The organism is Salicibibacter cibi, assembly GCF_016495865.1.
GTDB lineage: Bacteria > Bacillota > Bacilli > Bacillales > Marinococcaceae > Salicibibacter > Salicibibacter cibi.
This window is the reverse complement of sequence record NZ_CP054706.1, coordinates 2,581,706-2,607,995: the sequence shown is the minus strand read 5'-3', so window position 1 is coordinate 2,607,995 and position 26,290 is coordinate 2,581,706. Positions and strand designations below refer to the sequence as shown.

Below are 26,290 nucleotides of genomic sequence, written 5' to 3'. Positions count from 1 at the left end.
AGCAACGTTGAGCGTCCGCAGAACGAGTATCTGAAGACTCAAAATGCCACTGAGCAACGTTGAGCGTCCTCAGAACATGTATCAGAAGACTCAAAATACCACTGCGCAACGTTTAACCGCGTGCTTTCCCGCCGCTCACCTCTAATTGCCTCTAGACAATCCTTTCATCCTCACGTAGAATAGCAATGTTTATATTCTATGTTTCTTTGAAAGGTCGTTTTTTTCTTGATACATAACCCGACAGGTTTGCAACGGATTGGCCTTGCCATTTTGCTAGGGATGCTGGCCACTTTAGGGCCGCTGAATATCGATATGTATTTGCCGAGTTTTCCGGAGATCGGCGATGATTTGAACGCACAGGCTTCACTCGTGCAGTTGAGTTTAACCGCTTGTCTCATTGGTCTCGGGGTCGGGCAAGTGGTGGTCGGCCCGATCAGTGATGCGCAAGGGAGAAAAAAACCGTTAATCATCTCCATTCTATTATTTGCGCTGACCTCGCTTCTTTGCGCCGTGGCGCCGAATATAACGACGCTTATTGCCGCCCGTTTTTTGCAAGGCTTTACGGCGGCGGCCGGGGTTGTCGTCTCACGGGCGGTCGTGCGTGATGTGTTCAGCGGCCGCGAATTGACGAAGTTTTTCGCTCTTTTAATGGTGATTAACGCGGTGGCACCAATGCTCGCGCCGGTGGCCGGCGGCGGGATTTTATGGTTTTCCTTCACCGATTGGACGAGTATTTTTTACTTTCTGGCGTTTTTAGGGCTGTTCATCGTCTTGATGATCTCCTTGAAATTGGAGGAGACGTTGCCGGAGGAAAAAAGAATGCCGAGTTCCCTCGGGCACACGATGCGTACGCTCGGGGATTTGATTCGGGACCGTTCGTTTATCGGCTACGCGCTCACGCTCGGGTTCGTACATGGGGGCAGTTTTGCTTATGTATCAGGGACACCGTTCGTGTACCAGGAAATATACGACGTTTCGCCGCAGGCGTTTAGCATTCTTTTCGGCATGAACGGGGCAGCGATTATTACCGGGAGTTTTCTCGTCGGCCGTTTTTCTGGCGTCATTCCCGAGCGGACATTTCTACGAACGGCTGTCATCGTTGGCACCGGCGCGGCCGCGTTATTGTTCGCGATGACTCTCATCGAGGGGCCTTTGTATATGATTGTGATTCCCATTTTTATTTACATGACTTGTATGGGGGTCGTTTTAACGACGTCTTTTACGCTCGCGATTGCCAAGCAAGGGCACCGGGCGGGGAGTGCAAGCGCGTTGCTCGGGATGTTGCCGCTTTTGATCGGCGCGACTGCAGCCCCGCTCGCCGGCATTAATGACACAGCGGTACCAATGGGCGCGACGATCTTCATCACCTGTGCGATCGGGATGTTTACGTTCCTGAAACTGACGAAGAGCGACACTTAATCATTGCTTTATTTTACAAATCCTCCTATCCTGTACAAAAAGGAGGATTTTCACATGAAGATGGCGTTCATTTCGGATATTCATGGCAACGCGGTCGCTTTGGATGCAGTGCTTGCTGATATAAAAAAACACCATGTGGACAGCGTTGCCGTGTTAGGCGATTTATGCTATCGGGGGCCGGAGCCTAAACGGGCGTTGGATCGCATTCGATCGTTGGAATGTCCGGTGATTAAGGGCAATGCGGATGAATGGGTCGTGCGCGGTGTTCGGGAAGGCGAGGTTCCGGAAGCTAAGGTGGCGATGATGAACGAGGAACGGGAATGGACGATGGCGCAATTGGAAACGGAAGACTTAGATTACCTGGCACAGCTTCCGACACAGTTTCATTGGGAGTTGAATTCACACCTTAAGTTGCACACGTTTCATGCCACGCCGGAAAGTTTGTTTGATGTCGTGTTGCCTCATGAATCACCTGAGCATTTACAAAACAAACTGATGGTGGAAGAAGATGCGGATTTATATTTGTATGCCCATATTCACCTTCCGTATGTGCGCTACGTCGGCGGAAAGTGTTTAGCCAATTTGGGTAGCGTAGGCTTGCCGTTTGACGGCCAAAGCAAAGCATCCTATATTATTGTCCGCGCAGACGAAGAACGTTTTCGTGTGAGTATTGAACGTGTGCCTTACGATGTGGAAAAAGTAACGCAACAATACACCGACAATGGCTATCCTTATGCGGAAATGATGCAGAAAGCTGTTATGGAGGCAAAACCGCCGTCATAGTGATGAGAAACTTCGGGCACTTTGCACCTTTATTTTTGCAAAAGTGTCCGACATTAACTTCTAAGAAACAGCATTTCATACTTGAAAAAAGAACATTAGTTCTATACACTTAGAATGAAGTGGGGTGAAGAATATGAGTCTAACAAACGAACAGCTATTGGACGCGATCCGTGAATTGCAGACGGAGATGACCGGAATGAAAACGGAGCTCCGCGAGGAAATCTCAGGAGTGAGATCCGAGCTCCAATCCTTTCGAACCGAAGCGAATGATCGTTTTGATGGAGTAGAAAAAAAGCAGGATGTGATGCATAAGCAATTAGTGGACGTTTCCGAAAATGTGACAATCATGAAAGGAACGATCGAACATCACGAAAGCGATATTAAATCTCTTTATAAGCGATCGTTCGATCTTAAGGAAAAACTCGAGACCAGAATGGATCGCTGATCCTCCAAAATAAATAAAATGCTTATCCTTCCATCCTTAAAGTGAACGAACTTTAGGGTTTTTTTACGATTTGACCCAGGATCGTACGTTCGATATAATAGCAATAGATACTATGATAAAAGAGGGAAATTCCGTGCATGATTCTCATGATTTTCAACTGCCCGAACCGCAGCGGGATACATCGCGTAAAATCATACATATTGATATGGATGCTTTCTTTTCGTCTGTCGAGGAGCGGGATGATCCGTCTTTGAAGGGGAAGCCGGTGATTATCGCCAAACATCCGAAAAAAACCGGTGGGAAGGGGATTGTTTCCACGGCGAATTATGAAGCGCGAAAGTATGGTGTCCACTCGGCCATGAGCGCTTATAAAGCATACGAGCAGTGCCCGCACGGGATTTTTATCGACGGAAATTACCGGGCATACAGAGAAGCTTCTTTGCAAATTCGGGAGATCATGCAACGCTACACGCCGATGGTCGAGCCTATGTCCATCGACGAAGCGTATATGGACGTCACCACGAACAATAAGAAAATTCCGAGCGCGACGATTCTCGCCAAGCAAATTCAAAGAGACATATGGAAAGAAACGAAACTGACAAGCTCCGCTGGTGTTTCCTATAATAAATTCATCGCAAAAATCGCCTCCGATATGAAAAAACCGGCAGGTTTGACCGTTGTCCCACCTGATGAAGCGCTTCCTTTTTTAAAAAAGTTACCGATTGAGAAATTCCCGGGCATTGGTCCGAAGACAGCGCAAAAAATGCATAACCTTAACATATACACCGGGGAAGATTTGTATCAAATGGAACAAATGGATCTCATTTCCCTTTTCGGCAAGGCGGGTATCTCTTATTATCACCGTGCTCGCGGGATCGATAACAAGCCGCTAAATATGAAGCGGGAACGAAAATCTGTCGGCAAAGAACGTACGTATTTTCATAACTTGACGACCGACAGCGAAGTGACGGATGAACTAAGGAAAATCGCACAAGAAGTGGTTACTGCATTGAACCGCGTGCAAAAACACGGGAAAACGGTTGTCCTGAAAATAAGGTATCGGTCGTTTGAAACGTTAACGAGACAAGTGAGCGCCCCGCATTATTTTGAAACGCCCGAAGCGATTTATGATCAGGCGGCAGGCATTTGGGAAGAGGTCGGCATGGCAGGAAAAGGGGTGCGTTTACTCGGAATTACCGTTACCAATTTAGATCCGATTCACTACCGGCCAATGACACTGTTTTAAAAACCTCTAGGGCGGAGGTTCGCCAATATTTAACTGAAAATTGGAAAATAAATAGTGAAGCAGCACATTTAAAATTGTGTATTGACATTTTCAATGTTTCTGAATAAAATATTCTCATAGAACATATAATTCCTATAAAATTAGTTAGGATTTATCCTTTTTTGCTTACGGCAGGGAATTTCAAAACAAAGGGGGCGTTTCCATTGATGACCATGTCGACACTCAACGATGAGGAAATGAAGGAATTGAACAGCGTGGCATTGGCGAATAAACAGGCAACCGATGTATTGGCCTGGGCTTATAAAACGTTCGGAGATCAGCTTGTATATTCCTGCAGCCTTGGTGCCGAAGGGATGGTGCTTCTTGATTTGATCGAAGAAGTGAATCCTGGGGCAAATGTTATTTTTCTCGATACCGGCTTGCATTTCAAAGAAACGTATACATTGCTCGATGACGTACGAAAATCTTTTCCGACTCTTAACATCAAAGCGCTGACACCTGAACATACGGTCGAAGAGCAAAAGGAAAAGCATGGCGATCGTTTATGGGAACGCAACCCGGATCAATGTTGCCAAATGCGTAAATTTGAACCATTGCAACGGGAATTGTCTCAATATACAGCCTGGATCTCCGGGTTGCGACGAGAACAGTCGCCTACGAGGCGGGAAACCCCGTTTATCGCGAAAGATCATCGCTTTTCACTCTTGAAAATTTGCCCGCTCATTCATTGGACGCAGGAAGATGTATGGGCGCATATTCATGACAGGGAGTTACCTTATAATCCGTTGCATGATAATCATTATCCAAGCATCGGATGCGCCCCATGCACGGCGCAAGTGCTCGATGGTGCAGACGAACGGAGCGGAAGATGGAGCGGAATGGAAAAAACCGAATGCGGGCTGCATTGGTAAACGTTAAAACATACTGAGGAGGATAACGCATGAGTACGAGTATTCCCCATGGGGGTTCGCTGATCGACAGACGGCAGTATGGAGCCGATTTGCCGGAGGCAAAAGTAAAAATCCCATTAGATGAAATGGCGCTTGCAGACCTGGAATTAATTGCAAACGGCGCGTATTCGCCATTAACCGGTTTTCTAAACAAACGGGACTATGAAAATGTTGTTTCTTCTATGAAACTGGAAAATGGCTTGGTGTGGAGTCTGCCGATCACCTTGACCGTTACGGAAGCTTTGGCGGCTGATTTAAACATCGGAGAAGCGGCCCTTTTGGAAAAAGACGGCGTTACGTACGGGTGGATAACAGTGTCTGACATTTACCGACCTGACAAAGAACAGGAAGCGACGCAAGTATTTAAAACGGCAGATGAGGCTCATCCGGGGGTTGCGCAGCTTTTTGCGCGACCGGACGTATATGTGGGCGGCGAAATTACACTTGTCCGTCCCGTCGAGCATGGGCTTTTTGAAGCGGAAGCATTGGCACCGCAAGAAACCCGGGAAGCTTTTGCGGCAAAAAATTGGCAGACGGTCGTCGGTTTCCAAACGAGGAATCCCGTGCACCGCGCCCATGAATACATCCAAAAAACGGCATTGGAAACGGTGGATGGCTTGTTGTTACACCCGCTTGTTGGCGCGACAAAAAAAGGGGACATCCCTGCCGATGTACGTATGAAAAGTTATAAAGTGCTGTTGTCGGACTATTATCCGGAAGATCGGGTCCAGCTTTCCGTATTTCCGGCTGCCATGCGTTATGCGGGTCCCCGTGAAGCAGTCTTTCACGCGCTTGTGCGTAAAAACTACGGGTGCACCCATTTTATCGTTGGCAGAGACCATGCCGGTGTTGGGGATTATTACGGCACCTATGAAGCGCAGACGTTATTAAAACAGTTCCCAGCCGAAGCGCTTGGCATTTCGCCGTTGTTTTTTGAACATAGTTTTTATTGCAATGCTTGTGAAGCAATGGCGACCGCCAAAACATGCCCCCATGATTCGAAGCAACATGTGATATTGTCCGGCACAAAAGTCAGGGAGATGCTTGGAAACGGTGAAGCACCGCCGAAAGAATTTAGCAGGCGTGAAGTTGTGAACGTGCTGATGGAAGCATACCGGTCTACAGTTCAATAGATAGGGGGAGAAAAGATGAGCAATGCAGATATCGTTTGGCATGATGCTGCCGTTTCCCAAACCGAACGGGAGCGAAAAAATAACCATTCCGCATTTGTATTATGGTTTACCGGTTTATCCGGTTCGGGAAAATCAACGCTCGCAAATGCCATCGACCGTTACTTTCATGATCATGGGTATCGAAGTTACGTTTTGGATGGGGACAATGTTCGCCATGGCTTGAACAACGACCTTGGTTTTTCCGAGGAAGATCGGGTCGAAAATATTCGCCGCATCAGCGAAGTTGCCCGTCTGTTCGTCGATGCGGGCCATATCGTGAGCACTGCATTTATTTCACCCTATGCCGATGATCGGGCAAGGGCGCGAGAGCGATTGCCGGACGGGCGTTTCATTGAAGTGTTTGTGGATTGTCCGCTTGAAACGTGCGAAGCCCGTGATCCAAAGGGATTATACAAAAAAGCGCGCAGTGGGGAAATCCCATCGTTCACCGGTATCAGCGCGCCTTATGAGGCACCTGTGGACCCGGATATTACGTTGCAAACGGGTACACGTTCAACCGAGGAGAACGTGCATGAGCTTGTAGAACAATTGGAGGATCTCTTGCGGCCTTCGTGAGTGTGGAAAGGTGGGCTTAAGATGAAAGGGAGCGTGGCCATTGTCGGCGCCGGGCCGGGAGACCCGGGACTGTTGACGGAAAAGGGGAAAGCATTATTGGAACGTGCGGACGTAATTGTGTATGACCGGCTCGTCCACCCGCTTTTATTGGAACATACAAAAGAAGAGGCCACACGTATATATAGTGGCAAAATTCCGAGAGGTCACGCCACCCGGCAATCGACGATCCAAACGATGCTTGCGCATTATGCACAGGAAGGGCAGTTTGTCGTCCGTTTAAAAGGCGGAGACCCGGGTGTGTTTGCCCATCTCGGCGAAGAAGCGGAGGCGCTCCGATTGGCAGGCATTGCTTATGAGGTCGTTCCCGGCTTGACCGCCGGGCTTGCCGGTGCTTCTTATGCCGGGGTACCGGCCACCTACCGTTCACTCAGCACAAGTGTTGCTTTTGTTACCGGGCACGCCCGCAAAGAGATGCCGTTGTCCGAGGTGGTCTTGCCTCGAGCAGATACATTAATTTTTTACATGGGCATGCATTACCTACCGTTCTGGATGCAGCGGCTTGCAAGCGATGGGTGGAGTGCCGAAACGCCTGCGGTAGTCGTACAATGGGGGACGACCCCGAAGCAGCGAACGGTAAATGGCACCATCACCACGATTGCAAGCGAGGTAGAGACCAAAATGATCACGAACCCGGCGCTTGTCATTGTAGGGGAAACGGCCCGGTTTCACGCGGATTTGCAGTGGTATGAGGATTTACCTTTACAAGGCACAAGCGTGCTTTGGGCAGGTGGGGATGTGACCGGCAGGGAAGACACAACCCGTATGTTGACACGCCTCGGCGCGCACGTTTTTTCTTATCCCGGGGATGTGTTTGCGTTCAATCGGGAACGTCTTCGTTCACCGCTCACGGCTTATCGGCGTGTGCATTTTGAGGATGCGTGTAGTGTCGGTTTTTTTTTACAGAATTGGAAAGACGAGGGGTATGATTTACGCTGGTTGCCTGCGTATGTGACCGGGGAAGATGTTGATACGGAAGAGACACTTAAGGCGCATGGATTGCCGTCGGAGAGGAACGGGGATCCTGAATTGACGGTCGGGACATGTCCGAAAAATGGATCTTCGTATTGGCAAATCGCTCGCCGAAAATCTTCTAGCGTAAAAGAGGATGTGTTTTCACGTTTGGTCGCCGATGATTGGATCAATACGGTATTGTTTACGGCGCCCGATCAAGTGCATGCCTTTGCGCAGAAATTGGAGGAAGATTTGGCGGTTTGGTGTTCGGATAAAATGGTGGTCTGCGTCGGATTGGAGACGTGCCGGTTGTTGCAGGATTTCCGTGTCCATATTGACCAGTATGCCGAAGAGGCAAACATCGAAGAGTTTCCGGCGTTACTCATCTCGGTTCGTTCTGTTGTTGCAGCTCGTTAAGGGTGGGGGCGAAAAAAATAAAGAAACTGCATAGAAATGTTGTTTAAGTTTGCGGGAAGCGGGCAAGCTAAGCGAGAGCCTTCACCCATACTTAGAAGGAGGATACAATTCTATGCAGTGGAAAAGAATGACGACCCTTGGCCTCGCGCTTTTGCTTTCTGCTTGCGGAACTGCTGACGATCAAAACGGGGACGACGGGATGAATGGAAGCGGCGATGCCATGGAAGAGAACGGGGATATGAACGGAAATGGCGAAGCAACCGGGAATGATGATAACGGGGACATGACCGAGGATTTGAGCAACGATATGGCCGATGATGGCAACAGGCAAGATGAGATGGACGGTATGGATGATATGAATGGGGAAGATACCGCCGGTGACGGAGAAACGGCGCTTGACAAAGGGGTACGTGAAATGGAATTAGAAATCCAATTTACGGATGACACCGAGTGGGAGTTCGAGTATGAAGCGGAGAATGACGAGGTGGACGCCGAGGTAGAAAAAGAAGATGACTCAAGCGAAGGGGACGACGCGAGAGAAGAGATCGAGGGAGTGCTTGAAAACCTCCAAATTGACACCCAACAGGATGACGAAGAGATGGCTCAAGAGGTGATTTCCGCGTTGGAACTTAATGAAGATGACATTTACAGGTTGGAATTCTTCATTGAATTAGAAAATGATGAGATGTATAACGTACAACAAACGTATTAGGAAAAAAACGAGGCATGATCGCCTCGTTTTTTGCTGGCAAGACTTTCGCCATAAAAGCTTAGCGAAAAACCAATTTTTCTTGAGTGGATGAGCTTCGGGTGTCCTGCATTAGGTTGCCAACAGCGGCATTTGGCGATATCACTACGCCCCTCTGGCGTTCAAAAACACACGAACACATCCTTCGATCCTTCGCACCTCTAAGTCTCAAGTGCTTCTTGCAATACTTCTCTGAATCGTTCGCGATCTTCGTCGGTGAACAGTTTCGGTCCTTTTGTTTTCTGGCCGCTTCGCCGCATTTTTGCTTGGGCATGGCGACTGCTTAACAATTGTTCGATATTTTCATTCGAATAGACGAAACCGTTATGGTGGAGGACGGTGCAATTTTTCGCCAACCCAAGGGCAGCCAATCCGTAATCTTGCGTCACGATAAGATCATGGGCGTCGGCGAGTTGCGTGATGCGATAATCCGCAGCATCCGCACCGGTATCGACGTAGATCGTTTCGACGCCGACAGGTTGTTTTTCCAGCGAGTAATGGTTGAAACTTTTCACCAAGATAACGGGAATATTTGCGGCACGCCCCTTTTCTATAATGATATCTTTAACTGGACAAGCATCCGCATCTACATAAATCTTCATGGCTTCACACCTCCTTCGTTAGGGATTCCGAACACTGGATTTCAGACCTCGTTGAATCCCCCGAAAAATAAATACCCAGTGAATGGGTCCAAGGCTATCCCTATCATCAACTAAATAATACCACTTTTGTATCGCTTTCTTCCATTTGTAATCAATTTAAAGCAATCCGTAGGTAAAAAATGCAAGAGAAATCATTTAGTAATAAGTGTAAAGCTGATATACTATGAATAAGTTTTTTAGTAGAAAAAAGGGGGGGATCCAATGAAAGGATGGGTGCAAACGGTCGCCATTACGATATGTGCGATTTCGCTTGCAGGTTGCAGCGAATCAGTCAGTATAGAAGATGCTACGTCGTCGGTGGTTGAAATAGAAAATGAAAAAGATAACGTTATCGCTTACATTAATGATATATTGGCCCAGGAGGAAGGGATGCTAGAGGAATTTGAAGAAGACTTGGCAGAAAACGAAGCTGATCTTTTTTCAACACGGGATGCTCAAGTGTTCACAAATCTTGAAGAGAGGGAATCTTATTTGGCAGCGATCAACGATGCAGCGCAAGCCATGCAGATGGAAAATGAAATCATAGCGACTGTGCTAGAAGATGGAGACAGTGAAGAGCTGCCCATGGACGAATTGGAACAGTTAAATGAACAAACCGCTTCCTTACATAATGAATTGAACGATTATGTAGAAACATACGGTTCGGAACTTCAGACCCAAGACGAATATTTCAGTGGATTAGGCGAGGATAGCGATTTCGAATTTCTTGCTGATGGAATTGAGACCGTTAACGATGCTCAAGAAGAAGCCCACCAGCTCCTTGAAAACATTCATGATGAGCTATTGGCAACGGAGAACGCACTTGAAGACGTCGATACACTGGAGGAGGCGAGCGCATGAGCAAAAAAATAACCGTCGCTTTATTAGCGGGAGCTGTAGCTTTTGGCAGTTATCATGATCCGGCTTCTGCTGAAGAAGATGGAGAAGAACAAGAGAATGGCGAGGAAGAAGGAGGGGAAGAGGAAGAAGAAGCATTATTTGAGCTAAACGACGATGACTTGCTCGCGCTTCCACGCTTAATTCCCGATCGTTTTACGTATGACAGCGGTGTTGAGATTGAATACCCGGAAGACGGTGTCAAGGGGGTCTTTTCGACAGCCCATTCCATGGGGGGCGACAATGCTGATGACCTTGTAAACTTAGTTAATGATACAACTCTGAACAGCATCGTAGTTGACGTTAAAGATGATCACGGGTTTATCACCTATGAAACGGATTCAGACGATGAGCGTATCCAGGCCAATACTAATGAGATCATCGACGATATGGAGGGCATGATGGATACATACGAAGAAAACGATATTTATCCGATTGCCAGGATCGTTGTTTTCAAAGATACAGAGTTGGCTGAGGAAGAACCGGAGCTTTCCTTTTTGGACAACGGGGATGTTTGGTCAAACAACAGCGGCGAATCGTTTGTCAACCCATTCTCTGAAGAAGTATGGGAGTATAATATTGAGGTAGCCAAAGAAGCAGCTGAAGCGGGATTTAAAGAAATTCAGTTTGATTATATACGCTTCCCTGAAGGATTTGAAAACCGTGATGATGACCTGGAATACACTGAAGGGAATTATGCCGAATCCGGAGAAGATAATGTTCAAAATAGAGTGGATGCCGTCACCGACTTTGTCGAGTATGCCCGTGAAGAGTTAAGGCCTTATGGAGTGAAAGTTTCGGGTGATATTTTCGGTTACGCGGCAACAGTAGACGAGACACCGGGGATCGGGCAAAACTTTACGGAAATCGCCGAAAACGTGGATATTATGTCATCGATGATTTATCCAAGCCACTGGACACCGCATTTTGGTATCGATCAACCCGATCTTGAGCCCTATGATATTGTTGACGAATATGCTCAATTGGAAAACGAACTGATGGATGATATGGAAGACCCACCGATCTCCAGACCTTGGCTTCAGGACTTCACCGCTTCCTATTTGTCAGATGGCGATTGGATGGAATACGGCGCCGATGAAGTGGAGGCACAGATCCAGGCGCTTTATGATAATGACATTTACGAGTTCCTTCTTTGGGACGCGGCAAATGACTATTCCGAAGGTGCGGATTACGAACTCGATGCAGAACAGGATATTGTCGAAGAAGATTCGGATTAGCAAAAGGAGCCCACTCGAGGCTCTTTTTTAGGTTCGAATGATCGAAAATATATCTGCTTTCGATATCTTCTGGGTCGCAAGATTGCATTCAAAATGTTCTCCTTAATGCGGAATCGATGTAAGGGAGGCAATGTTCTTTAATGATCATGCATGGATAATGATCGATCCAGGGGGTGTGGTCGACTACCCACCTTGACATTCATAGTTCATGCAGCAATCCCCCGTGGTTGTTTTTCGAGCTGTTGACGTCTGTAGAAACGGGATAGGCGTGCATCTCTTTTGATTCAAAGGGGACCAGAAGTTGTTTAAGAATGTTTGGGTCCTGAATGTTTGGATCCAGCCATGATGCTTCTTCTTCCTTTGTAAGGATGACGGGCATACGGTGGTGAATGTCGCTCATCATTTCATTTGCCTCGGTCGTAATAATCGTACAAGAAAAAATGGTTTCCTCCCCGTTTGTCCATTTCTCCCATAAACCTGCGAATCCAAATAACTCTTCCCCATTTAGTTGTATATAATACGGTTGTTTTTTTCCATTAACGGTTTTCCATTCGTAAAATCCGTTCGCGGGGATAAGACACCGCCTGCGTGTGAATGCATGTTTAAAACTGTTTTTTTCTGCAACGGTTTCTGCACGTGCATTAATCATTTTATAGCCGATTTTTGTGTCTTTTGCCCAAAAAGGGATGAGCCCCCAACGCAGTTGGCCCAGTCTGTTCCGCTCTCCATCATTAATGATTGTGATAAGAGATTGGGAAGGAGCGATATTAAAGCTGGGCATTGCTTCGTCAATTTTACTGACATCAATGCCGAAGCGTTTGTGGATGGCTTTGATTTGATCATACAACGTAAAACGTCCACACATCTGTTTTTCCTCCTCAAATATCATGCCATTGCGGACGTACACTTTTTTATAAATGTCTACATACAATGGGATAAATACTTAATGGGCGTGATTCGAGGTGATGATGGTGTTCGGTGGCAGGAAGCGTTCTTATTCTTCCATGTACGGTTGGCAACCTCCGCAAACGACAAACGACGAAGAAGAGCAGGATTCCGAATCGCTTATTGTTAAATTGGAATATGTTGGTCAACTGTTGGCTGTTATCGGTGAAGGGCTTCAATTTTCAGCTGCCAGCATCGCACTTCGCGAATTGCAAAGGGAGCAGGCGACGGAGGATGCCGATGAAAACGGCTTAAATGAAGATGCTCCGCTACCAACTGGCCTCGATCAACCGAATGGCAATCCCAACTCCGATACGGATGCCAAAATAGCATCGCTACAGCAGCAGATTGTCGAGCTTGAGCGACGGCTCGATGAGCGCGAGTAAGGGGCAATAAATGCGCATATGATCCGAGGTCCAATGCCCTCTTCCTTGTGGTTATGATACCCCCAAAGAATGCATAAATCCATATATGCACGGATAGGCTAAGTTTGCGAAATAATTTATGACATTTGGAGGAGAAATATATGCAATTAGCCGGACATGAATTTCATGAATTAAGCGAACTGGCCATGAGTTGTTACAACACGATATCTTGTATGTCTACGTGGATGAAACAAGCCCAGGACCCGGAACTACAGCAAATGTTGACCCAACACTTTCCGATGCATGTCAATGATTATAATATGAAGGTGGAGTTTTTACAAGACGCCTCCGCCCCGATATCTCTACGTTTCAACCGGACACGTATACTCCGAATTTAACGAGCTATACCGAAACGCCGGTCACTCCACTTCCCCCGGTCGAACTACGTTTGACGGAACAACAACCGAACGATCGGGAGATTGCGACGGGTTATTTGCTCAATCAAAAATCGGCAGCCACAAATTATGCAAAGGCGGCCTTAGAATGCGCAAACCCGGAATTGCGTACGTTTTTTGAGAACTCCTTTTTAAACAGTAGCCATCATTCTTATGATATTTGGCAATATATGGTTAGCAAGGGATACTATCCACTTGCGCCTGCCCCGGCCATGGACATTCAAAAGGTAGGAGCGATCTATCCGGTCTTGAAGCAGCAAACGACGTAGTTTAATGAGATCCAGCGCAAGCGCCTCGTTTGATGAAGGACGCTTGCGCTTTACTAAGGAAGGGAGTGTGGCGACGTGAAGGATAAAAAGAACATCAATGAAGAAGAAAATAATTTTAGTGAAAACAGCAAGAATGAACAGCTGGAAGCGTTTAGGAGTTATGATAATCGAGACAAACCATTGACGACAAATCAAGGACTCAAAATGAATGAGGATGAATTTTCGTTAAAAGTGGGGGAGCGCGGCCCTACGATTATGGATGATTTTCATTTTCGGGAAAAAGTAACTCATTTTGACAATGAGCGTACGCCGGAACGGGTTGTACATGCCCGTGGATTTGCCGCGCATGGCGAGTTTGAATTATATGAATCGATGAAGCCGTTTACGAAGGCAAAATTTTTACAAGATCCAAGTGTGAAAACGCCGGTTTTTGTTCGATTTTCAACGGTCGTCGGTCAACGGGGCTCTAAAGATACAGCGCGAGATGTGCGCGGATTTGCAACGAAATTTTACACAGAAGAAGGGAACTACGACTTGGTTGCGAACAATATGCCGGTATTTTTTATTCAGGATGCGATTAAATTCCCGGATATTGTGCATGCCATTAAACCCGAACCTGATAATGAAATCCCACAGGCGACTGCCGCTCACGATACGTTTTGGGACTGGGTGACACAAAACCAGGAAACCGCCCACATGATTATGTGGCTCATGAGTGACCGTGCCATTCCGAGAAGCTTTCGGATGATGGAAGGGTTTGGCGTTAATACATTCCGCTTCGTGAACGAGGAAGGAAAGGCGCATTTCGTAAAATTCCATTGGAAGCCACTCTTGGGTGTTCATTCGCTTTCTTGGGAGGAAGCGGAAATTATCGGCGGGGCTGATCCCGACTTTAATCGCCGTGATTTGTGGGACAATATTAATTTAGGCAACCCTGCCGAATTTGAGCTCGGTGTGCAGATCGTCGATGAAAAGGATGAGTTCAAGTTTGATTTTGATGTCCTTGATCCCACAAAAATTTGGCCGGAAGAAGATGTGCCGGTGCGTATAATTGGAAAGATGACATTGAACCGCAACGTGGACAATTTTTTTGCGGAAACGGAGCAGGTGGCGTTCCATCCGGCTAATATCGTTCCGGGCATTGACTTTACCAATGATCCATTGTTGCAAGGGCGCTTGTTTTCCTATTTGGATACGCAACTCCTCCGTTTTGGCAGCCCGAATCACCACGAGATTCCGATTAACCGTCCGGTCTGTCCGTTTTTTAACAATCAACGTGAAGGTTTTATGCGCCAGACCATCAATAAAGGAAACGTTGCTCATCACCGAAACGCTTTGGCGAACGGTTCGCCACACACTGTTAGTGAAGAAGAGGGGGGCTATGCCCATTATCAAGAAAGAGTCGATGCCCACAAAATTCGCGCGCGTAGCGATAGTTTCAAGGACCATTTTTCACAAGCAAAATTGTTCTGGAATAGCATGAGCGAGCCGGAAAAACAGCATATTATTGATGCGTTTAGGTTCGAGGTCGGCAAAGTGAAAAGCAAAGACGTAAAACAAAAAGTCGTTGACATGTTTGCCAGTGTGGATGTGGATATGGCTGCAGCCTTTGCCGAAACCATCGGATGTACTCCGCCAACTTCCGGTGGCTCCGATGTAACCAAACAATCGCCGGCACTCAGTCAGGCGAATACAACGAAAAGTGCGCAGACGCGAAAAGTGGCAATTATCATCGCCGAAGGTTACGATGGTCAAAAAGTGGAAGCCATAATTGACGCCTTGGCAGCAGCAGGCGTAGAACCAAGGGTTTTAAGTGATAAGCTCGGTCCGATCACAGGTGTCAACGACAGCAAGGTGGAGTCCGTGCATACGTTTCAAACCGATGCTTCCGTCGCGTTTGATGCTGTCTATGTAGATGGGGGAAAAAATGCCGATGCCATGTTTGAAAGGGGCGCAACTAAATTTATGAGGCAAGCATTTGAGCATTTCAAGCCAATTGCGGCCACTAATGAAGGCTTGGTTTGGCTAAAAAACGTAAACTTGGCCGATGGCATGGGCGTTGTACAGGGAGACAATAATACCGATTTTGTTCAACCATTCATCGAAGCAATTGCTGCCCATCGATTTTGGGAGCGGCAAATGGTTTAAGATAAGTAAAACTCCCACCGGAAGGTGGGAGTTTTACGTGTTAAGTGGCTGATGATTACCAAAAACCGCCGCCGTAACCATAACCGCCGTAACCTTTTCCGCCGCCAAACGATGTTCCGACAATGATGAGAAGGATGAACAGGACAACAATTAACGCAAATCCTCCGCCTGCTCCGTACATTTTTATCCCCCTTTCAACATGTATCAGTAATAATGTATGATGAACACTCAGATAGTGAAAGGGCAGTTGGACTACATAAAAACTGCACAGTCGAAAAAGGCAGGATTGCGACAGACTTTCGTGCACGAAAAATAGGCTTCTTAGGGCGCAGGAATGAGGGAGGGCAGTGGATTGGATAAGGGGAAAAAACGTTATTGGTTTTTAAGCGGACTCATCCTATGGTTGCTTATTCTCGTATTAGCACTTGTTACGCAAGAGGTTAGCCATGTATATACGATTTCCGGTTGGATAGCGATGGCGGGGGCTGTTATCCTAAGTGTCGTGAGCCTCATTACCATTAAAGATGAGTACCGGCATAAAAAACAAATGGGAGGGGATTATAAGGAAACTGCCAAGGAGGGGAGCGACATAAGTTTGAAATTGTTTCTATTCCTGTTGCCGCATATTGTATCCAGCAGTATCCTTATCTATATGATATATCTGTAAAATAGTAATTTGTGAAATATATTTGATGCAATTTCAATTTTTTATGCATAATTTCGACATAATATGGGAATAAAACCTTGAAGGATTTCACGTGAATGTTATACACTAGGAAGAGTTTTCGTCACACTAAAGTCAGGAGGATTTAGGATGAAAAAGAAAAAAGTAACCATCGTGTTTTGGGTGGCGTTAGCCATTGCTGCTGTCTTTATTGCCTGGGGTGCTTTTTTGCCCGAGAATGTTGAGGCGGTACTGGGATTTATTGATGGATTTCTAGCTTCAAACTTTGGATGGTTTTATTTATTAGTAATGACGGGGTTTGTCCTCTTTGCCATTTTTATGGTAGTTAGTCCGTATGGGCGAATTAAACTCGGAAAGCCGGATGACACACCGGAATACGGTTATTTTACATGGTTCGCTTTTCTCTTTACTGCAGGGATGGGCGTCGGACTGGTTTTCTTCGGTGTTGCTGAACCGTTAACACATTATAATGCTCCGCCATCAGCGGATCCGGGTTCGACAGCAGCTGCTGCAGAGTCGCTGCAACATACATTATTCCATTGGGGATTTCATCCGTGGGCTACTTATGCTGTCGTAGCATTGGCGCTTGCTTATTTTAAATTCCGGCATCAGGCTCCGGCTCTGATCAGTTCTGCGTTATCCCCGCTATTCGGCGATCGAATGAAGGGTGGCTGGGGACATAGTATTGATGTATTGGCCGTGTTTGCCACTGTTTTTGGGATCGCCACGTCGCTCGGTTTGGGAGCCACGCAGATTACCGCTGGTTTAAGTTACAGTTTTGAGGGTTTGGAAAATAATATTGTCACGCAACTAATCACAATCTTGATCGTGACCGTTCTGTTTATTCTGTCGGCAACTACCGGTATAAATCGGGGAATTCGCTATTTAAGCTGGACGAACATCGTCATCGCGATCGCGCTGATGATCTTTGTCTTCGTGCTTGGTTCGACGGTACAGATGGCTGAGTCGTTTATGACGACGATGGGAAATTATATACAGAATCTCCCCAGTATGACGTTTAATATGAATGCCTTCACCGGCGAGCGCGAGTTTCTCAATGATTGGACCCTCTTTTATTGGGCATGGTGGATTGGCTGGTCGCCATTCGTCGGCACGTTTATTGCTCGTGTATCACGAGGCAGAACGATCCGGGAATTTGTCCTCGGCGTTACAGCTGTCCCTGTCGTGTTTAGTGCGATTTGGTTCGCGATTTTCGGTGTCGCCGGCATTGAGATGAATAATGCGGATGCTGGGGCATTATATGAACTGGTTGCAGAGGCAGGCGAGGAAGTTGCCTTATTTGGATTTCTGGAAAACCTTCCGATGGCTTCTCTTGTGATAGGTATCGCTGTAATCCTTATTTCCTCGTTCTTTATTACATCTGCCGATTCAGGGACGTTTGTGCTCGCCATGCTGACGACTGGTGGACGGCTAAACCCCTCCATGAATATTAAAATCATTTGGGGCATCATCCTTGCCGGAACAGCCGGGGTCCTTTTGTGGTCCGGCGGTCTGGAAGCTTTGGAGATGGCGATGCTCATTGCCGCATTTCCGTTCGCATTCGTCGTAATACTGATGGGTATATCACTCATCAAGGCATTAAGCAGCGAGTACGACATTTTACGTCTGGAAAGCAAACAACGAGAGTTTGAACCCAATTATCGAGAAGAATCCAAACGTGAACTCGAAGAAAAACGTGAGGAATTCGAGCAATCGCTTCCTGACGAGGATGTCGAGATTGAAGAGGAAGAAAACCAGTAAAACTTCAATCGCTTAAAACAGCCCTTTTTGGGCTGTTTTTTTGCGTACCTTACAACTTTCGGAGGGAGATGAAAAAAGTCCTTGTTTTCTTACCGCTTCTCTTGTTCAATTACTGGTAAACTGCTACGATTAACTCAGGGGTGTAAGCGCTGACATTCCATTCGAAACCGGACAGCCGGAAGGGGGTGATCGAATGTCATTGACGCTCAGCGGCATTCGCGTGCTTGACCTTACGCGGCTTTTGCCGGGGCCTTACGCAACGATGCTGCTTGCGGATTTTGGTGCTGAAGTGATTAAAATTGAAGAACCGAACGTAGGAGATTACGCGCGTGTGACACCGCCGATGGTCGATGAAAACAGCGCGTTGTTTCATTCTTTGAATCGCAATAAAAAGAGCGTCACGTTTGATTTAAAAGCAACGGAAGGAAAAGACAATTTTTTAAAATTGGCCGAGACTGCAGATGTGGTGGTTGAATCTTTTCGTCCTGGTGTCATGGACAGGCTCGGAATCGGTTATGAAACATTGAAAGACATTAACCCCGGGCTGATTTTTTGCGCGATAACCGGTTACGGGCAAACCGGACCCTACGCGCAGTTCTCCGGCCATGACATTAATTATCTGAGTTACGCGGGGATTCTCCATTTAATGGGGAAAACGAATGAAAAGCCGACGGTCCCTTCCGTTCAAATCGCAGATATCGGTGGGGGTGCTTATCCTGCTTTGGTAGGTATTTTGCTCGCGTTGTTGGAAAAACAACAAACCGGTCGCGGACAATTTATCGATATTTCCATGTTGGACGGGGTCATCGCTTGGCTTCAAACCATGCTTCCTGAATATTTTGTAAAAAAACAGTCAATTCAAAAAGAAAAGTTGCCGCTTGCCGGTAGAAACGCCTGTTACGAAGTGTATGAAACGAAAGATGGGCGCTGGTTGTCCGTCGGTGCCTTGGAGCCGAAGTTTTGGAAAGCGTTTTGTGAGGAAATCGGAAAAGAAGCATTCATCCCTCTGCAATTTGCCCCAATAGCCGAACAACATCGCTTAAAAGCGGAGATACAAGCTGTCATTTCCGAAAAAGATTTATCGGAATGGATGGATGTGTTTCAAGATAGAGAGGCTTGTGTGGCACCGCTGCTCACGATAGAAGAAGTCACACTTGATCCGCAGGTGCTTGAAAGGGAAATGGTCCAAAGCGTAAATGACGTGCAACACATCGGTTTCCCGATTAAGTTATCCGAGCGTCCGGCATCCATCCGATCAGTGGCTCCCCGGCTCGGAGAACATACGGATGACATAATGTCAGCAATTAGAAAACAATATAAAGGATGTGATCGGGAATGATGAACACACCACTATTGGTAGCACCGATGCTGGAACGTGCGGAAACATATTTTCCGAAAAAAGAAGTGGTTTCCAGGACACTGGATACGACGCATCGCCTGACATACAGGGACGTTGGCAGACGTACACGCGCATTGGCAAGCGCCCTTGAAAAACTTGGCGTGCAAAGAGGCGAACGTGTTGGCTCTTTTGCGTGGAACCACCATCGTCATCTGGAGGCGTATTTTGGCGTCCCCGGGATGGGCGGCGTCATCCACATGATCAATATCCGTCTTCCGGAAGAGCATCTCGTGCACGTTATTAACCATGCTGAAGACCGTGTGCTCCTAATTGATGAAGACTTGTTGCCATTGATCGAGCGGGTCAAGGATAAGCTCACGTCTGCGCATACGTTCGTGGTGATGACCGATAAAGATGAACTTCCGGAAACATCGCTAGAACCGGTATATTCTTATGAAGCACTCATCCGTGACGGCGACGAAACGTATGAATTCTTACAGGATATCGATGAAAATGAACCGGCAGCAATGTGCTATACGTCGGCGACGACTGGATTGCCGAAAGGGGTCGTCTATTCCCATCGAGGGATTGCGTTGCACACATTGTCCCTCGGTTTGGCCGACTCGGCGGGGGCATCCGAGAATGATGTCTGTATGCCTGTCGTTCCCATGTTCCATGTCAACGCGTGGGGGATGCCTTTTTCGTCCACATGGTTTGGATCTAAGCAAGTGTTGCCGGGACCGAATTTTACACCTAAGTTGTTGGCAGAGTTGATTCAAGATGAAAACGTAACGATCACTGCCGGCGTTCCCACGATTTGGCTCGGTTTGTTGCAAGTGTTGGAACAAGAAAATTATGACATGAGCAGCTTGCGGGCGGTCCTCTGCGGGGGTTCCGCAGCGCCAAAAGGAATGATCGAGAAATTTGAAAAGGATTACAACATTCCTTTTGTTCATGCTTATGGGATGACGGAAACGACGCCTCTTGTAACTTTATCCCGTCTGAAAAGCTATCAACAGGAGCTTCCTGAAGCGGAGCGCATGGATATTCGCTCGACACAGGGCATGGCGGTTCCGGGTATTGATATTAAGGCCATCAATGAAAACGGCGATATCAATTGGGACGGGGAGGACATGGGCGAACTGCTCATCCGCGGTCCGTGGATTGCCGATGAATATCATAGCGATGACCGGAGTGGGGAAGCGTTTCAGGATGGATGGCTGCACACAGGAGATGTTGTGACCATTGATGAGGAAGGATCCATCAACATCGTCGACCGCACGAAAGATTTGATCAAAAGCGGCGGCGAGTGGATTTCGTCGGTAGAGTTGGAAAACGCGATTATGGCACATGATGCTGTACAGGAAGCGGCAGTGGTTGCCGTCGCCGATCCGAAATGGCAGGAACGTCCTGTGGCATGTGTAGTTGTCAAAGATGCCGAAAAAGTATTGATATCAAAAGATGATATTATCGATCATCTTCGACCGCAATTTGCCAAATGGTGGCTCCCCGACGATGTGATCTTTATGGATGATATTCCGAAAACGTCGGTAGGGAAATTTTTGAAGAGAGCGTTACGGGACAAGGTAAAGCAATGAATAACGGAAAAAGGCAGGACCTAGTCCAGGGGGTTCTGTCTTTTTTGGCAGATAACTATATAGATGTGTGGCTTAGTTTTGCATTCGGACAAACCCATCCTTCACTTGATTGTGTTCGAGACAAGGATCATCTGAATGATATAAATATTCACGCCGAAAGCCATGATATTTTATTTGGGAAAAATAATGATAAGCAAGAGGTTGGTTAGATCATGCTTATAGGGCGAGAGTAAAACAAAGAAAAGCACCCAACAGTGTATTCACATATGGGCTGAAGAAGCTAAGGAGAAAAAAGCGGGACAATCATTCGGTGTTTATTCAAAGAAGACAGTTTTCCCGCTTAAGAAAGAGGTTTTATTTCAATCACTGACCTTCGTGTATGAGACGGTTGATGTCTCTTTCCGTGTGGACTGTCTTATGGAGAAGCAGCTGGTAGTCAGCATCAAGCAGGTTCATTTGGCGCTGCAAGTGGCTCAGATGTTGATTCGTTTCACGAAAACGATCGGTCATTTCTTTTCGAACACCTTGTTGGCCTCCTTTTATAACAGACAGTTCTGCATCGACCTGATCGAAACGCGAATCAATCTGATCAAAACGTTCGCTCATCTCGGATCGCAGGCCGCCTACTTGTTCGTTCATTTCGGATCGCAGGCCGCCTACTTGTTCGTTCATTTCGGATCGCAGGCCACCTACTTGTTCGCTCATCTCGGATCGCAGGCCACCTACTTGTTCGCTCATTTCGGATCGCAGGCCACCTACTTGTTCGCTCATTTCGGATCGCAGGCCACCTACTTGTTCGTTCATCTCGGACCGCAGGTCGCCTACTTGTTCGCTCATCTCGAATCGCAGGCCACCTACTTGTTCGTTCATTTCGGATCGCAAGCTACCCACTTGTTCGTTCATTTCAGACCGCAGCCCGTTTATTTCGGTGCGTAAGTCCTGCCCTTGCGTTTCCATATCTGTTCTTAAATGGCCTAACTCGTGTTTAAAACCTTTCATTTCAGCCAATATTTGTTCCAACAAGTTTTCGTTCATCGTTTCACCTCCCCGGAAGAGAATGCTTGTTTGCTATTATTCTACCGCATTCATCTAATAATGACAAGTATAATGAAACATTCACCCTCGTGTCGATAATAGACTGCATTGAAGCGGGAAGGAGAATACTGTCCTCTTTCCCGCTTACATGTCTGCAATTAATTTCCATTATCTTGGTGCTGCTCAACTTTTTTATTGATGACATCTTCCGGGGGTTGTTTAGACGCGGATGGATTTCCTTGCATTCCAATTTTTTTAAAGTGCAATGAAAGAAAACCCTCATCGGCCTATTTGCCGGTAGGTTTTTTTGTTCCAATTTGCAGTGCTTCAACAAAAACTTTCGTCACATCCACGGTGAGCTATTTTAGAAAAAAATATACAAGCACAAAACAAGCCTGCACTGCTTATGGTGATAAAAGAACGTAAATCGAGGAGGACGTTAAACATGCCGATTGTTGGGGGAACCTATATTGTTTATCCTGTTCAGCCAAACGATACGCTTTACGCAGTTGCGAACAAATTGGGAAGCACTGTACCGGGAATGTCACAAATCAATGGAATATTCCCGCCATTTCTTGAACCGGAAGGCATTTATCCTGGCCAATGGTTGATTGCGCCGGTACCGGATGAAACCAATGCACAAAACCGTGTATTGTATGTCGTTCAACCCGGTGACAGCCTGTATGGGATTGCCCAAGATTTTTCAATACCTGTCCAAAACCTTATTAATGCCAATCCTCAGTTAATGAACGCGGATGCACTGCAACCCTTTCAGCTTATAGAAGTTCCAATCAACGTATTCGCGGTTAGCACCGGCGATTCATTATTTAGCATTAGCCAAGCGCTCGGAGTATCTCCGCAAACGATTATACAGATGAACCAGCGGCGACCCGGCTTTTCTCCCTCGGCTCTGCCTGCAGGATATGGATTGCTTGTGCCATGATGCAGAAGTTCTGCTTACGCAAAATTACAGGGAAATAAGCATCGTTATTTCCCTGGCATGCCTTAATATACCAATGTCATCTGTTCCAAAAACGTTGTTGGGCGATGGCGGAAACGAATTCATACCCAAAGTTAGGGTTATTCGAGGCGAAAACAACGCCAGGCAAGTTTCTTATATCTGCCTGTTGAAAATAATCGGTTGCAGCCGTTGCAATGCCGATGGGTTTATATTGTTCGTACGCTTGACTGATAAAATCAATGATATTTTGATGGAATTGATTTTCATTATTAGAATGTCCACCGACGACATAGAAGGAATCGAACAAAACAGAATATTTCGTCATGAACGTGGAATCAATATCGATTTTTGTCCCATCGTCGCCGGTGGCCGTACCGAGCTTATCACTGACGAATTCGATAAAAACGCCATATTCGTATAGCAATTCGATCACATTTCTTACCTCGCTACCACTAAATCCGTCACCGATTAAAACAGCAACTTTTTGTGTATAGGCATAATGCGGAGTGTTAGCCTGACTAAGCGCCGGTGAGCTTTTTGTGACCGGGACATGGGTGCCTTTCGGACGTTCGACACCAATATTATCGGCAATCGTACAAGCCATTTCCCGATCAACGTTTGCCCACATCTCCACATTTTGCTGTCGGACTGATTCACTCTCGACATATCCGAGGTGAAAATTAAACGTTTCGATCAAGTCTTGTTTTTCAACAGGGGATAAACTGTTCCAGAAAAGTCTTGCCTGTGAAAAGAAATCAAGAAATGAATCGCTGGGGACGTTCCTAGTCAAATGTCCTTCCACTTCCGTAGGGTAATTGACGTACCCGCCTTCCTCGGGAGACGCCTCAGCCGGTGTATTTCCCGCTAACGAATTTTCATGATAGTGAACAGCATCAACATCGATTCGATGCCTTTGAAAGCTGTCACGAAGGTTAAAATTCCTTTCAGTGATCGGTCTGTTCACCGGGATGTCCTCGATGTTGGCTGAATTTTGTCGGTGTAATTCTGTGTCCCTGTACGCAAATGCCCTTCCTTGTAAAACGGGATCGTGCGTGAAGTCAATGCCCGGCACTACATTGGCAGGGTCAAGGACCGACTGCTCATCTTCAGCAAAGAAATTATCAACAAGCCGGTTTAACGTCATTTTCCCGATGATTTCAACAGGAATTTCTTCCTCCGGCCATAGTTTTGTATCATCCAAAATATCAAAATCAAACTTAAATTCATCTTCTTCCTCAATCAACTGGATGCCGAGCTCATATTCAGGATATGCGCCCATTTTAATCGCTTCGATAATATCGCGGCGGTGAAAGTCCGGATCAACCCCTCCGATCACATTTGCTTCATCCAACAACAATGAATGGACACCGAGTTTCGGCTCCCATTTAAAGCGGACAAACGTCGATTTTCCATGTTCATTCACAAACCGAAACGTATTAATTGGCCAAGCTTCCATCATCCGCCAGCTTCTTGGCCGACCGCGCATCGACATCAACCACATCACCATATGGGCGGATTCTTGATTGTTGGCGACGTAATCCCAAAAACTATCATGTGCAGTCGTCGCTTGCGGAACATCCGTCACCGGGCTCGGTTTAGCAGCATGAGTCAAATCCATAAATTTCATGGCATCGGCAAGAATAAAAATCGGAAATTGCAGGGATAATGAATCATAATTGCCTTCTTCTGTGTAAAATTTGACCGCAAAGCCACGAATATCGACGGCTGTATCCTTCGATCCTTTACTCCCGACAAAATTGGAAAAACGAATAAACACGGGTGTTTTGCGTTCGGCTTCACCCAAAAAGTGTGCACTGGTGAGATGCCTTAACGATTGATATGTTTCAAATTCTCCATATACCCCAAAGCCTCTCGCATGAACGACTTTTTCTGGAATTCGTTCCCGGCTGAAATGAGACTGTTTTTTATAAAAATGAAAGTCATTGAATGTGAGGGGGCCGCGTCTTCCCGCCCTTAATGTCCTTCGGTCATTTGAAACCCTTACCCCGTTATCATCGGTCATTTTCTTTCCTTTTCCGGTGTTTCTTTTCCGATATTGTTCCAACTGCTCATCTTTTTGATCTCTTCTTGCCGATTTTTTGTATCGGGACGATGACTTGTCTTTGTAATCATCCATGGAATGACCTCCCGTGCTATTCTTTTGCATACATATGATAGTAATTTTTAGAGTAGAAGTGTTTATTGGTTACGTATTACAGAGCGGTTGATCCTGAAAAGATAACATGTTAATTTAAATGTAAAGGTCGTTCTATATAAAGGGGATCGATATGAATACACCTGTAAAAAAAGCGGATCTTTTAAATGCGGCAGAAAGACTTTTTTATGAGTATGGTTTCCGCGGTGTTGGCCTGAAGCAAATTATTAGCGAAGCAAATGTTGCAACGATGACACTGTATAATCACTTTTCCTCCAAGGAACAGTTAGTAGAAGAAGTGTTAAAACAACGGGAGGAAAGATATTGGTCGTATTTGGATGCCCTTGTGCAAGGGGAAGACGAAACGCCTTTTCTTTTTGCTGTCGAAGCCCATGGAAAATGGCTAGCAGAAGAATCCTATCAAGGGGATATGTTTTTACGAGCGATTGAAGATTATGCGGGAACCAATAATGACATTGAAAATATTGCTCGTTCGCACAAAGCAAGGCTGTTACGGTATTTTCAAACGTTGGCCAAACGGCTTGGTGAAGACGATCATAGTGACTTAGCCCATTATTTTACACTGCTACTTGAAGGAGCAACATCGATGACAACGTTGATTGGGGCAGAAAAAGCGACGGAATATGCGATGGCGATGGCAAAAAGAATCGTTTATCCGGCATCGTGATTTTTTTGTACAGGGAATATAAAGGTCGTTCTATATAATGTAGTGAAATTGGTAAGATGTGCTTACGCCCATTGGATGAACAGGTTTTAAAACCGGATAGGAAACCTCTAAAAGCGGTTGAGTGATTTCGAGGAGGAAGTAATCCCTCAAAAGCGGGTGAAGTTGTGCTGAGAGGGATAATCAACCTGAAGTAATCCCTCAAAGACGGGTGAAGCAACTCCGAGAGGGAAAATCGACCCGAAAATATTCGAATCAATACCCGTGTCGTTGGCAAAAGGATCGTTCGTACGCCATCGTATTTTTTTACGCAAAAATTATAAAGGTCGTTCTATATAATAGAGAA

The 26,290-nt window shown here is 46.3% G+C and carries 24 protein-coding genes and 2 pseudogenes; 21 read left to right on the top strand and 5 right to left on the bottom strand.

Annotation, left to right across the window (positions count from 1 at the left end):
• Nucleotides 1-225 precede the first annotated feature (225 nt).
• From HUG20_RS13000 to HUG20_RS12960, 9 genes are all read left to right on the top strand, one after another.
• Nucleotides 226-1,419, top strand: coding sequence for a Bcr/CflA family efflux MFS transporter (locus tag HUG20_RS13000; protein ID WP_200085089.1), 1,194 nt, complete (start codon nucleotides 226-228; stop codon nucleotides 1,417-1,419).
• Between the two features lie 54 nt (nucleotides 1,420-1,473).
• Nucleotides 1,474-2,202 (top strand): metallophosphoesterase family protein, encoded by a 729-nt coding sequence (locus tag HUG20_RS12995; RefSeq protein WP_200085088.1) that lies wholly within the window; start codon nucleotides 1,474-1,476, stop codon nucleotides 2,200-2,202.
• A 133-nt stretch (nucleotides 2,203-2,335) separates the two neighbouring features.
• Nucleotides 2,336-2,647: a hypothetical protein gene (locus HUG20_RS12990; RefSeq protein WP_200085087.1), complete on the top strand. Its 312-nt coding sequence runs from the start codon at nucleotides 2,336-2,338 to the stop codon at nucleotides 2,645-2,647.
• A 205-nt stretch (nucleotides 2,648-2,852) separates the two neighbouring features.
• A complete protein-coding gene (gene dinB, locus HUG20_RS12985; RefSeq protein ID WP_246476754.1) occupies nucleotides 2,853-3,893 on the top strand; it encodes a DNA polymerase IV in 1,041 nt (346 codons plus the stop codon).
• A 212-nt stretch (nucleotides 3,894-4,105) separates the two neighbouring features.
• Complete coding sequence (locus HUG20_RS12980; RefSeq protein WP_200090512.1) at nucleotides 4,106-4,804, top strand: phosphoadenylyl-sulfate reductase; 699 nt, start codon at nucleotides 4,106-4,108, stop codon at nucleotides 4,802-4,804.
• Nucleotides 4,805-4,833: 29 nt separating this feature from the next.
• Complete coding sequence (sat, locus tag HUG20_RS12975) at nucleotides 4,834-5,976, top strand: sulfate adenylyltransferase (protein WP_200085085.1); 1,143 nt, start codon at nucleotides 4,834-4,836, stop codon at nucleotides 5,974-5,976.
• A 15-nt stretch (nucleotides 5,977-5,991) separates the two neighbouring features.
• Entirely contained in the window at nucleotides 5,992-6,591 is a 600-nt protein-coding gene (gene cysC, locus HUG20_RS12970; RefSeq protein ID WP_200085084.1) for an adenylyl-sulfate kinase, read from the top strand.
• 21 nt (nucleotides 6,592-6,612) lie between these two features.
• A complete protein-coding gene (gene cobA / locus HUG20_RS12965; RefSeq protein ID WP_200085083.1) occupies nucleotides 6,613-8,019 on the top strand; it encodes a uroporphyrinogen-III C-methyltransferase in 1,407 nt (468 codons plus the stop codon).
• A gap of 112 nt (nucleotides 8,020-8,131) precedes the next feature.
• Entirely contained in the window at nucleotides 8,132-8,731 is a 600-nt protein-coding gene (locus tag HUG20_RS12960) for a YusW family protein (RefSeq protein ID WP_200085082.1), read from the top strand.
• Between the two features lie 197 nt (nucleotides 8,732-8,928).
• Here HUG20_RS12960 and HUG20_RS12955 read toward each other — a convergent pair whose 3' ends face one another.
• Entirely contained in the window at nucleotides 8,929-9,369 is a 441-nt protein-coding gene (locus HUG20_RS12955; protein WP_200085081.1) for a YaiI/YqxD family protein, read from the bottom strand.
• Between the two features lie 261 nt (nucleotides 9,370-9,630).
• Here HUG20_RS12955 and HUG20_RS12950 point away from each other — a divergent pair, with 261 nt between their 5' ends.
• Entirely contained in the window at nucleotides 9,631-10,269 is a 639-nt protein-coding gene (locus tag HUG20_RS12950) for a YkyA family protein (protein ID WP_200085080.1), read from the top strand.
• Nucleotides 10,266-11,543 (top strand): putative glycoside hydrolase, encoded by a 1,278-nt coding sequence (locus tag HUG20_RS12945; protein ID WP_200085079.1) that lies wholly within the window; start codon nucleotides 10,266-10,268, stop codon nucleotides 11,541-11,543. The genes HUG20_RS12950 and HUG20_RS12945 overlap by 4 nt, the downstream gene beginning before the upstream one ends.
• Nucleotides 11,544-11,742: 199 nt before the next feature.
• Here HUG20_RS12945 and HUG20_RS12940 read toward each other — a convergent pair whose 3' ends face one another.
• Nucleotides 11,743-12,408, bottom strand: coding sequence for an SOS response-associated peptidase (locus HUG20_RS12940; RefSeq protein WP_200085078.1), 666 nt, complete (start codon nucleotides 12,406-12,408; stop codon nucleotides 11,743-11,745).
• A gap of 97 nt (nucleotides 12,409-12,505) precedes the next feature.
• Here HUG20_RS12940 and HUG20_RS12935 point away from each other — a divergent pair, with 97 nt between their 5' ends.
• From HUG20_RS12935 to HUG20_RS12925, 3 genes and pseudogenes are all read left to right on the top strand, one after another.
• Complete coding sequence (locus tag HUG20_RS12935) at nucleotides 12,506-12,874, top strand: hypothetical protein (protein WP_200085077.1); 369 nt, start codon at nucleotides 12,506-12,508, stop codon at nucleotides 12,872-12,874.
• A gap of 140 nt (nucleotides 12,875-13,014) precedes the next feature.
• A pseudogene (locus tag HUG20_RS12930) lies at nucleotides 13,015-13,577 on the top strand (spore coat protein).
• Between the two features lie 75 nt (nucleotides 13,578-13,652).
• Entirely contained in the window at nucleotides 13,653-15,725 is a 2,073-nt protein-coding gene (locus HUG20_RS12925) for a catalase (protein ID WP_246476405.1), read from the top strand.
• A 97-nt stretch (nucleotides 15,726-15,822) separates the two neighbouring features.
• Here the strand turns inward: HUG20_RS12925 and HUG20_RS12920 are convergent.
• Nucleotides 15,823-15,906, bottom strand: a pseudogene (locus HUG20_RS12920) (YjcZ family sporulation protein); the annotation flags it as partial.
• A 171-nt stretch (nucleotides 15,907-16,077) separates the two neighbouring features.
• Between HUG20_RS12920 and HUG20_RS12915 the strand changes: the two are divergent.
• From HUG20_RS12915 to HUG20_RS12895, 5 genes are all read left to right on the top strand, one after another.
• The gene (locus HUG20_RS12915) at nucleotides 16,078-16,392 is read left to right on the top strand and encodes a hypothetical protein (protein WP_200085075.1); all 315 of its coding nucleotides are present in this window, start codon (nucleotides 16,078-16,080) and stop codon (nucleotides 16,390-16,392) included.
• Nucleotides 16,393-16,539: 147 nt separating this feature from the next.
• On the top strand, nucleotides 16,540-18,171 hold the full coding sequence (locus HUG20_RS12910; protein WP_200085074.1) for a BCCT family transporter: 1,632 nt from the start codon (nucleotides 16,540-16,542) through the stop codon (nucleotides 18,169-18,171).
• A gap of 193 nt (nucleotides 18,172-18,364) precedes the next feature.
• Nucleotides 18,365-19,510: a CaiB/BaiF CoA transferase family protein gene (locus HUG20_RS12905; RefSeq protein WP_246476404.1), complete on the top strand. Its 1,146-nt coding sequence runs from the start codon at nucleotides 18,365-18,367 to the stop codon at nucleotides 19,508-19,510.
• The gene (locus HUG20_RS12900; RefSeq protein WP_200085073.1) at nucleotides 19,507-21,108 is read left to right on the top strand and encodes a long-chain fatty acid--CoA ligase; all 1,602 of its coding nucleotides are present in this window, start codon (nucleotides 19,507-19,509) and stop codon (nucleotides 21,106-21,108) included. Before HUG20_RS12905 ends, HUG20_RS12900 begins: the two co-directional genes overlap by 4 nt.
• Nucleotides 21,109-21,152: 44 nt before the next feature.
• Entirely contained in the window at nucleotides 21,153-21,317 is a 165-nt protein-coding gene (locus tag HUG20_RS12895; RefSeq protein WP_200085072.1) for a hypothetical protein, read from the top strand.
• A gap of 154 nt (nucleotides 21,318-21,471) precedes the next feature.
• Here the strand turns inward: HUG20_RS12895 and HUG20_RS12890 are convergent, their stop codons facing one another.
• Nucleotides 21,472-22,143: an apolipoprotein A1/A4/E family protein gene (locus HUG20_RS12890; RefSeq protein ID WP_200085071.1), complete on the bottom strand. Its 672-nt coding sequence runs from the start codon at nucleotides 22,141-22,143 to the stop codon at nucleotides 21,472-21,474.
• A 445-nt stretch (nucleotides 22,144-22,588) separates the two neighbouring features.
• Between HUG20_RS12890 and HUG20_RS12885 the strand changes: the two genes are divergently transcribed.
• A complete protein-coding gene (locus tag HUG20_RS12885; protein ID WP_200085070.1) occupies nucleotides 22,589-23,086 on the top strand; it encodes a LysM peptidoglycan-binding domain-containing protein in 498 nt (165 codons plus the stop codon).
• Between the two features lie 76 nt (nucleotides 23,087-23,162).
• Here the strand turns inward: HUG20_RS12885 and HUG20_RS12880 are convergent, their stop codons facing one another.
• A complete protein-coding gene (locus tag HUG20_RS12880; RefSeq protein ID WP_200085069.1) occupies nucleotides 23,163-25,241 on the bottom strand; it encodes a catalase in 2,079 nt (692 codons plus the stop codon).
• Between the two features lie 151 nt (nucleotides 25,242-25,392).
• On the opposite strand from HUG20_RS12880, the gene HUG20_RS12875 reads away from it, so the two are divergent.
• On the top strand, nucleotides 25,393-25,947 hold the full coding sequence (locus tag HUG20_RS12875; protein WP_200085068.1) for a TetR/AcrR family transcriptional regulator: 555 nt from the start codon (nucleotides 25,393-25,395) through the stop codon (nucleotides 25,945-25,947).
• The last annotated feature ends 343 nt before the right edge of the window (nucleotides 25,948-26,290 follow it).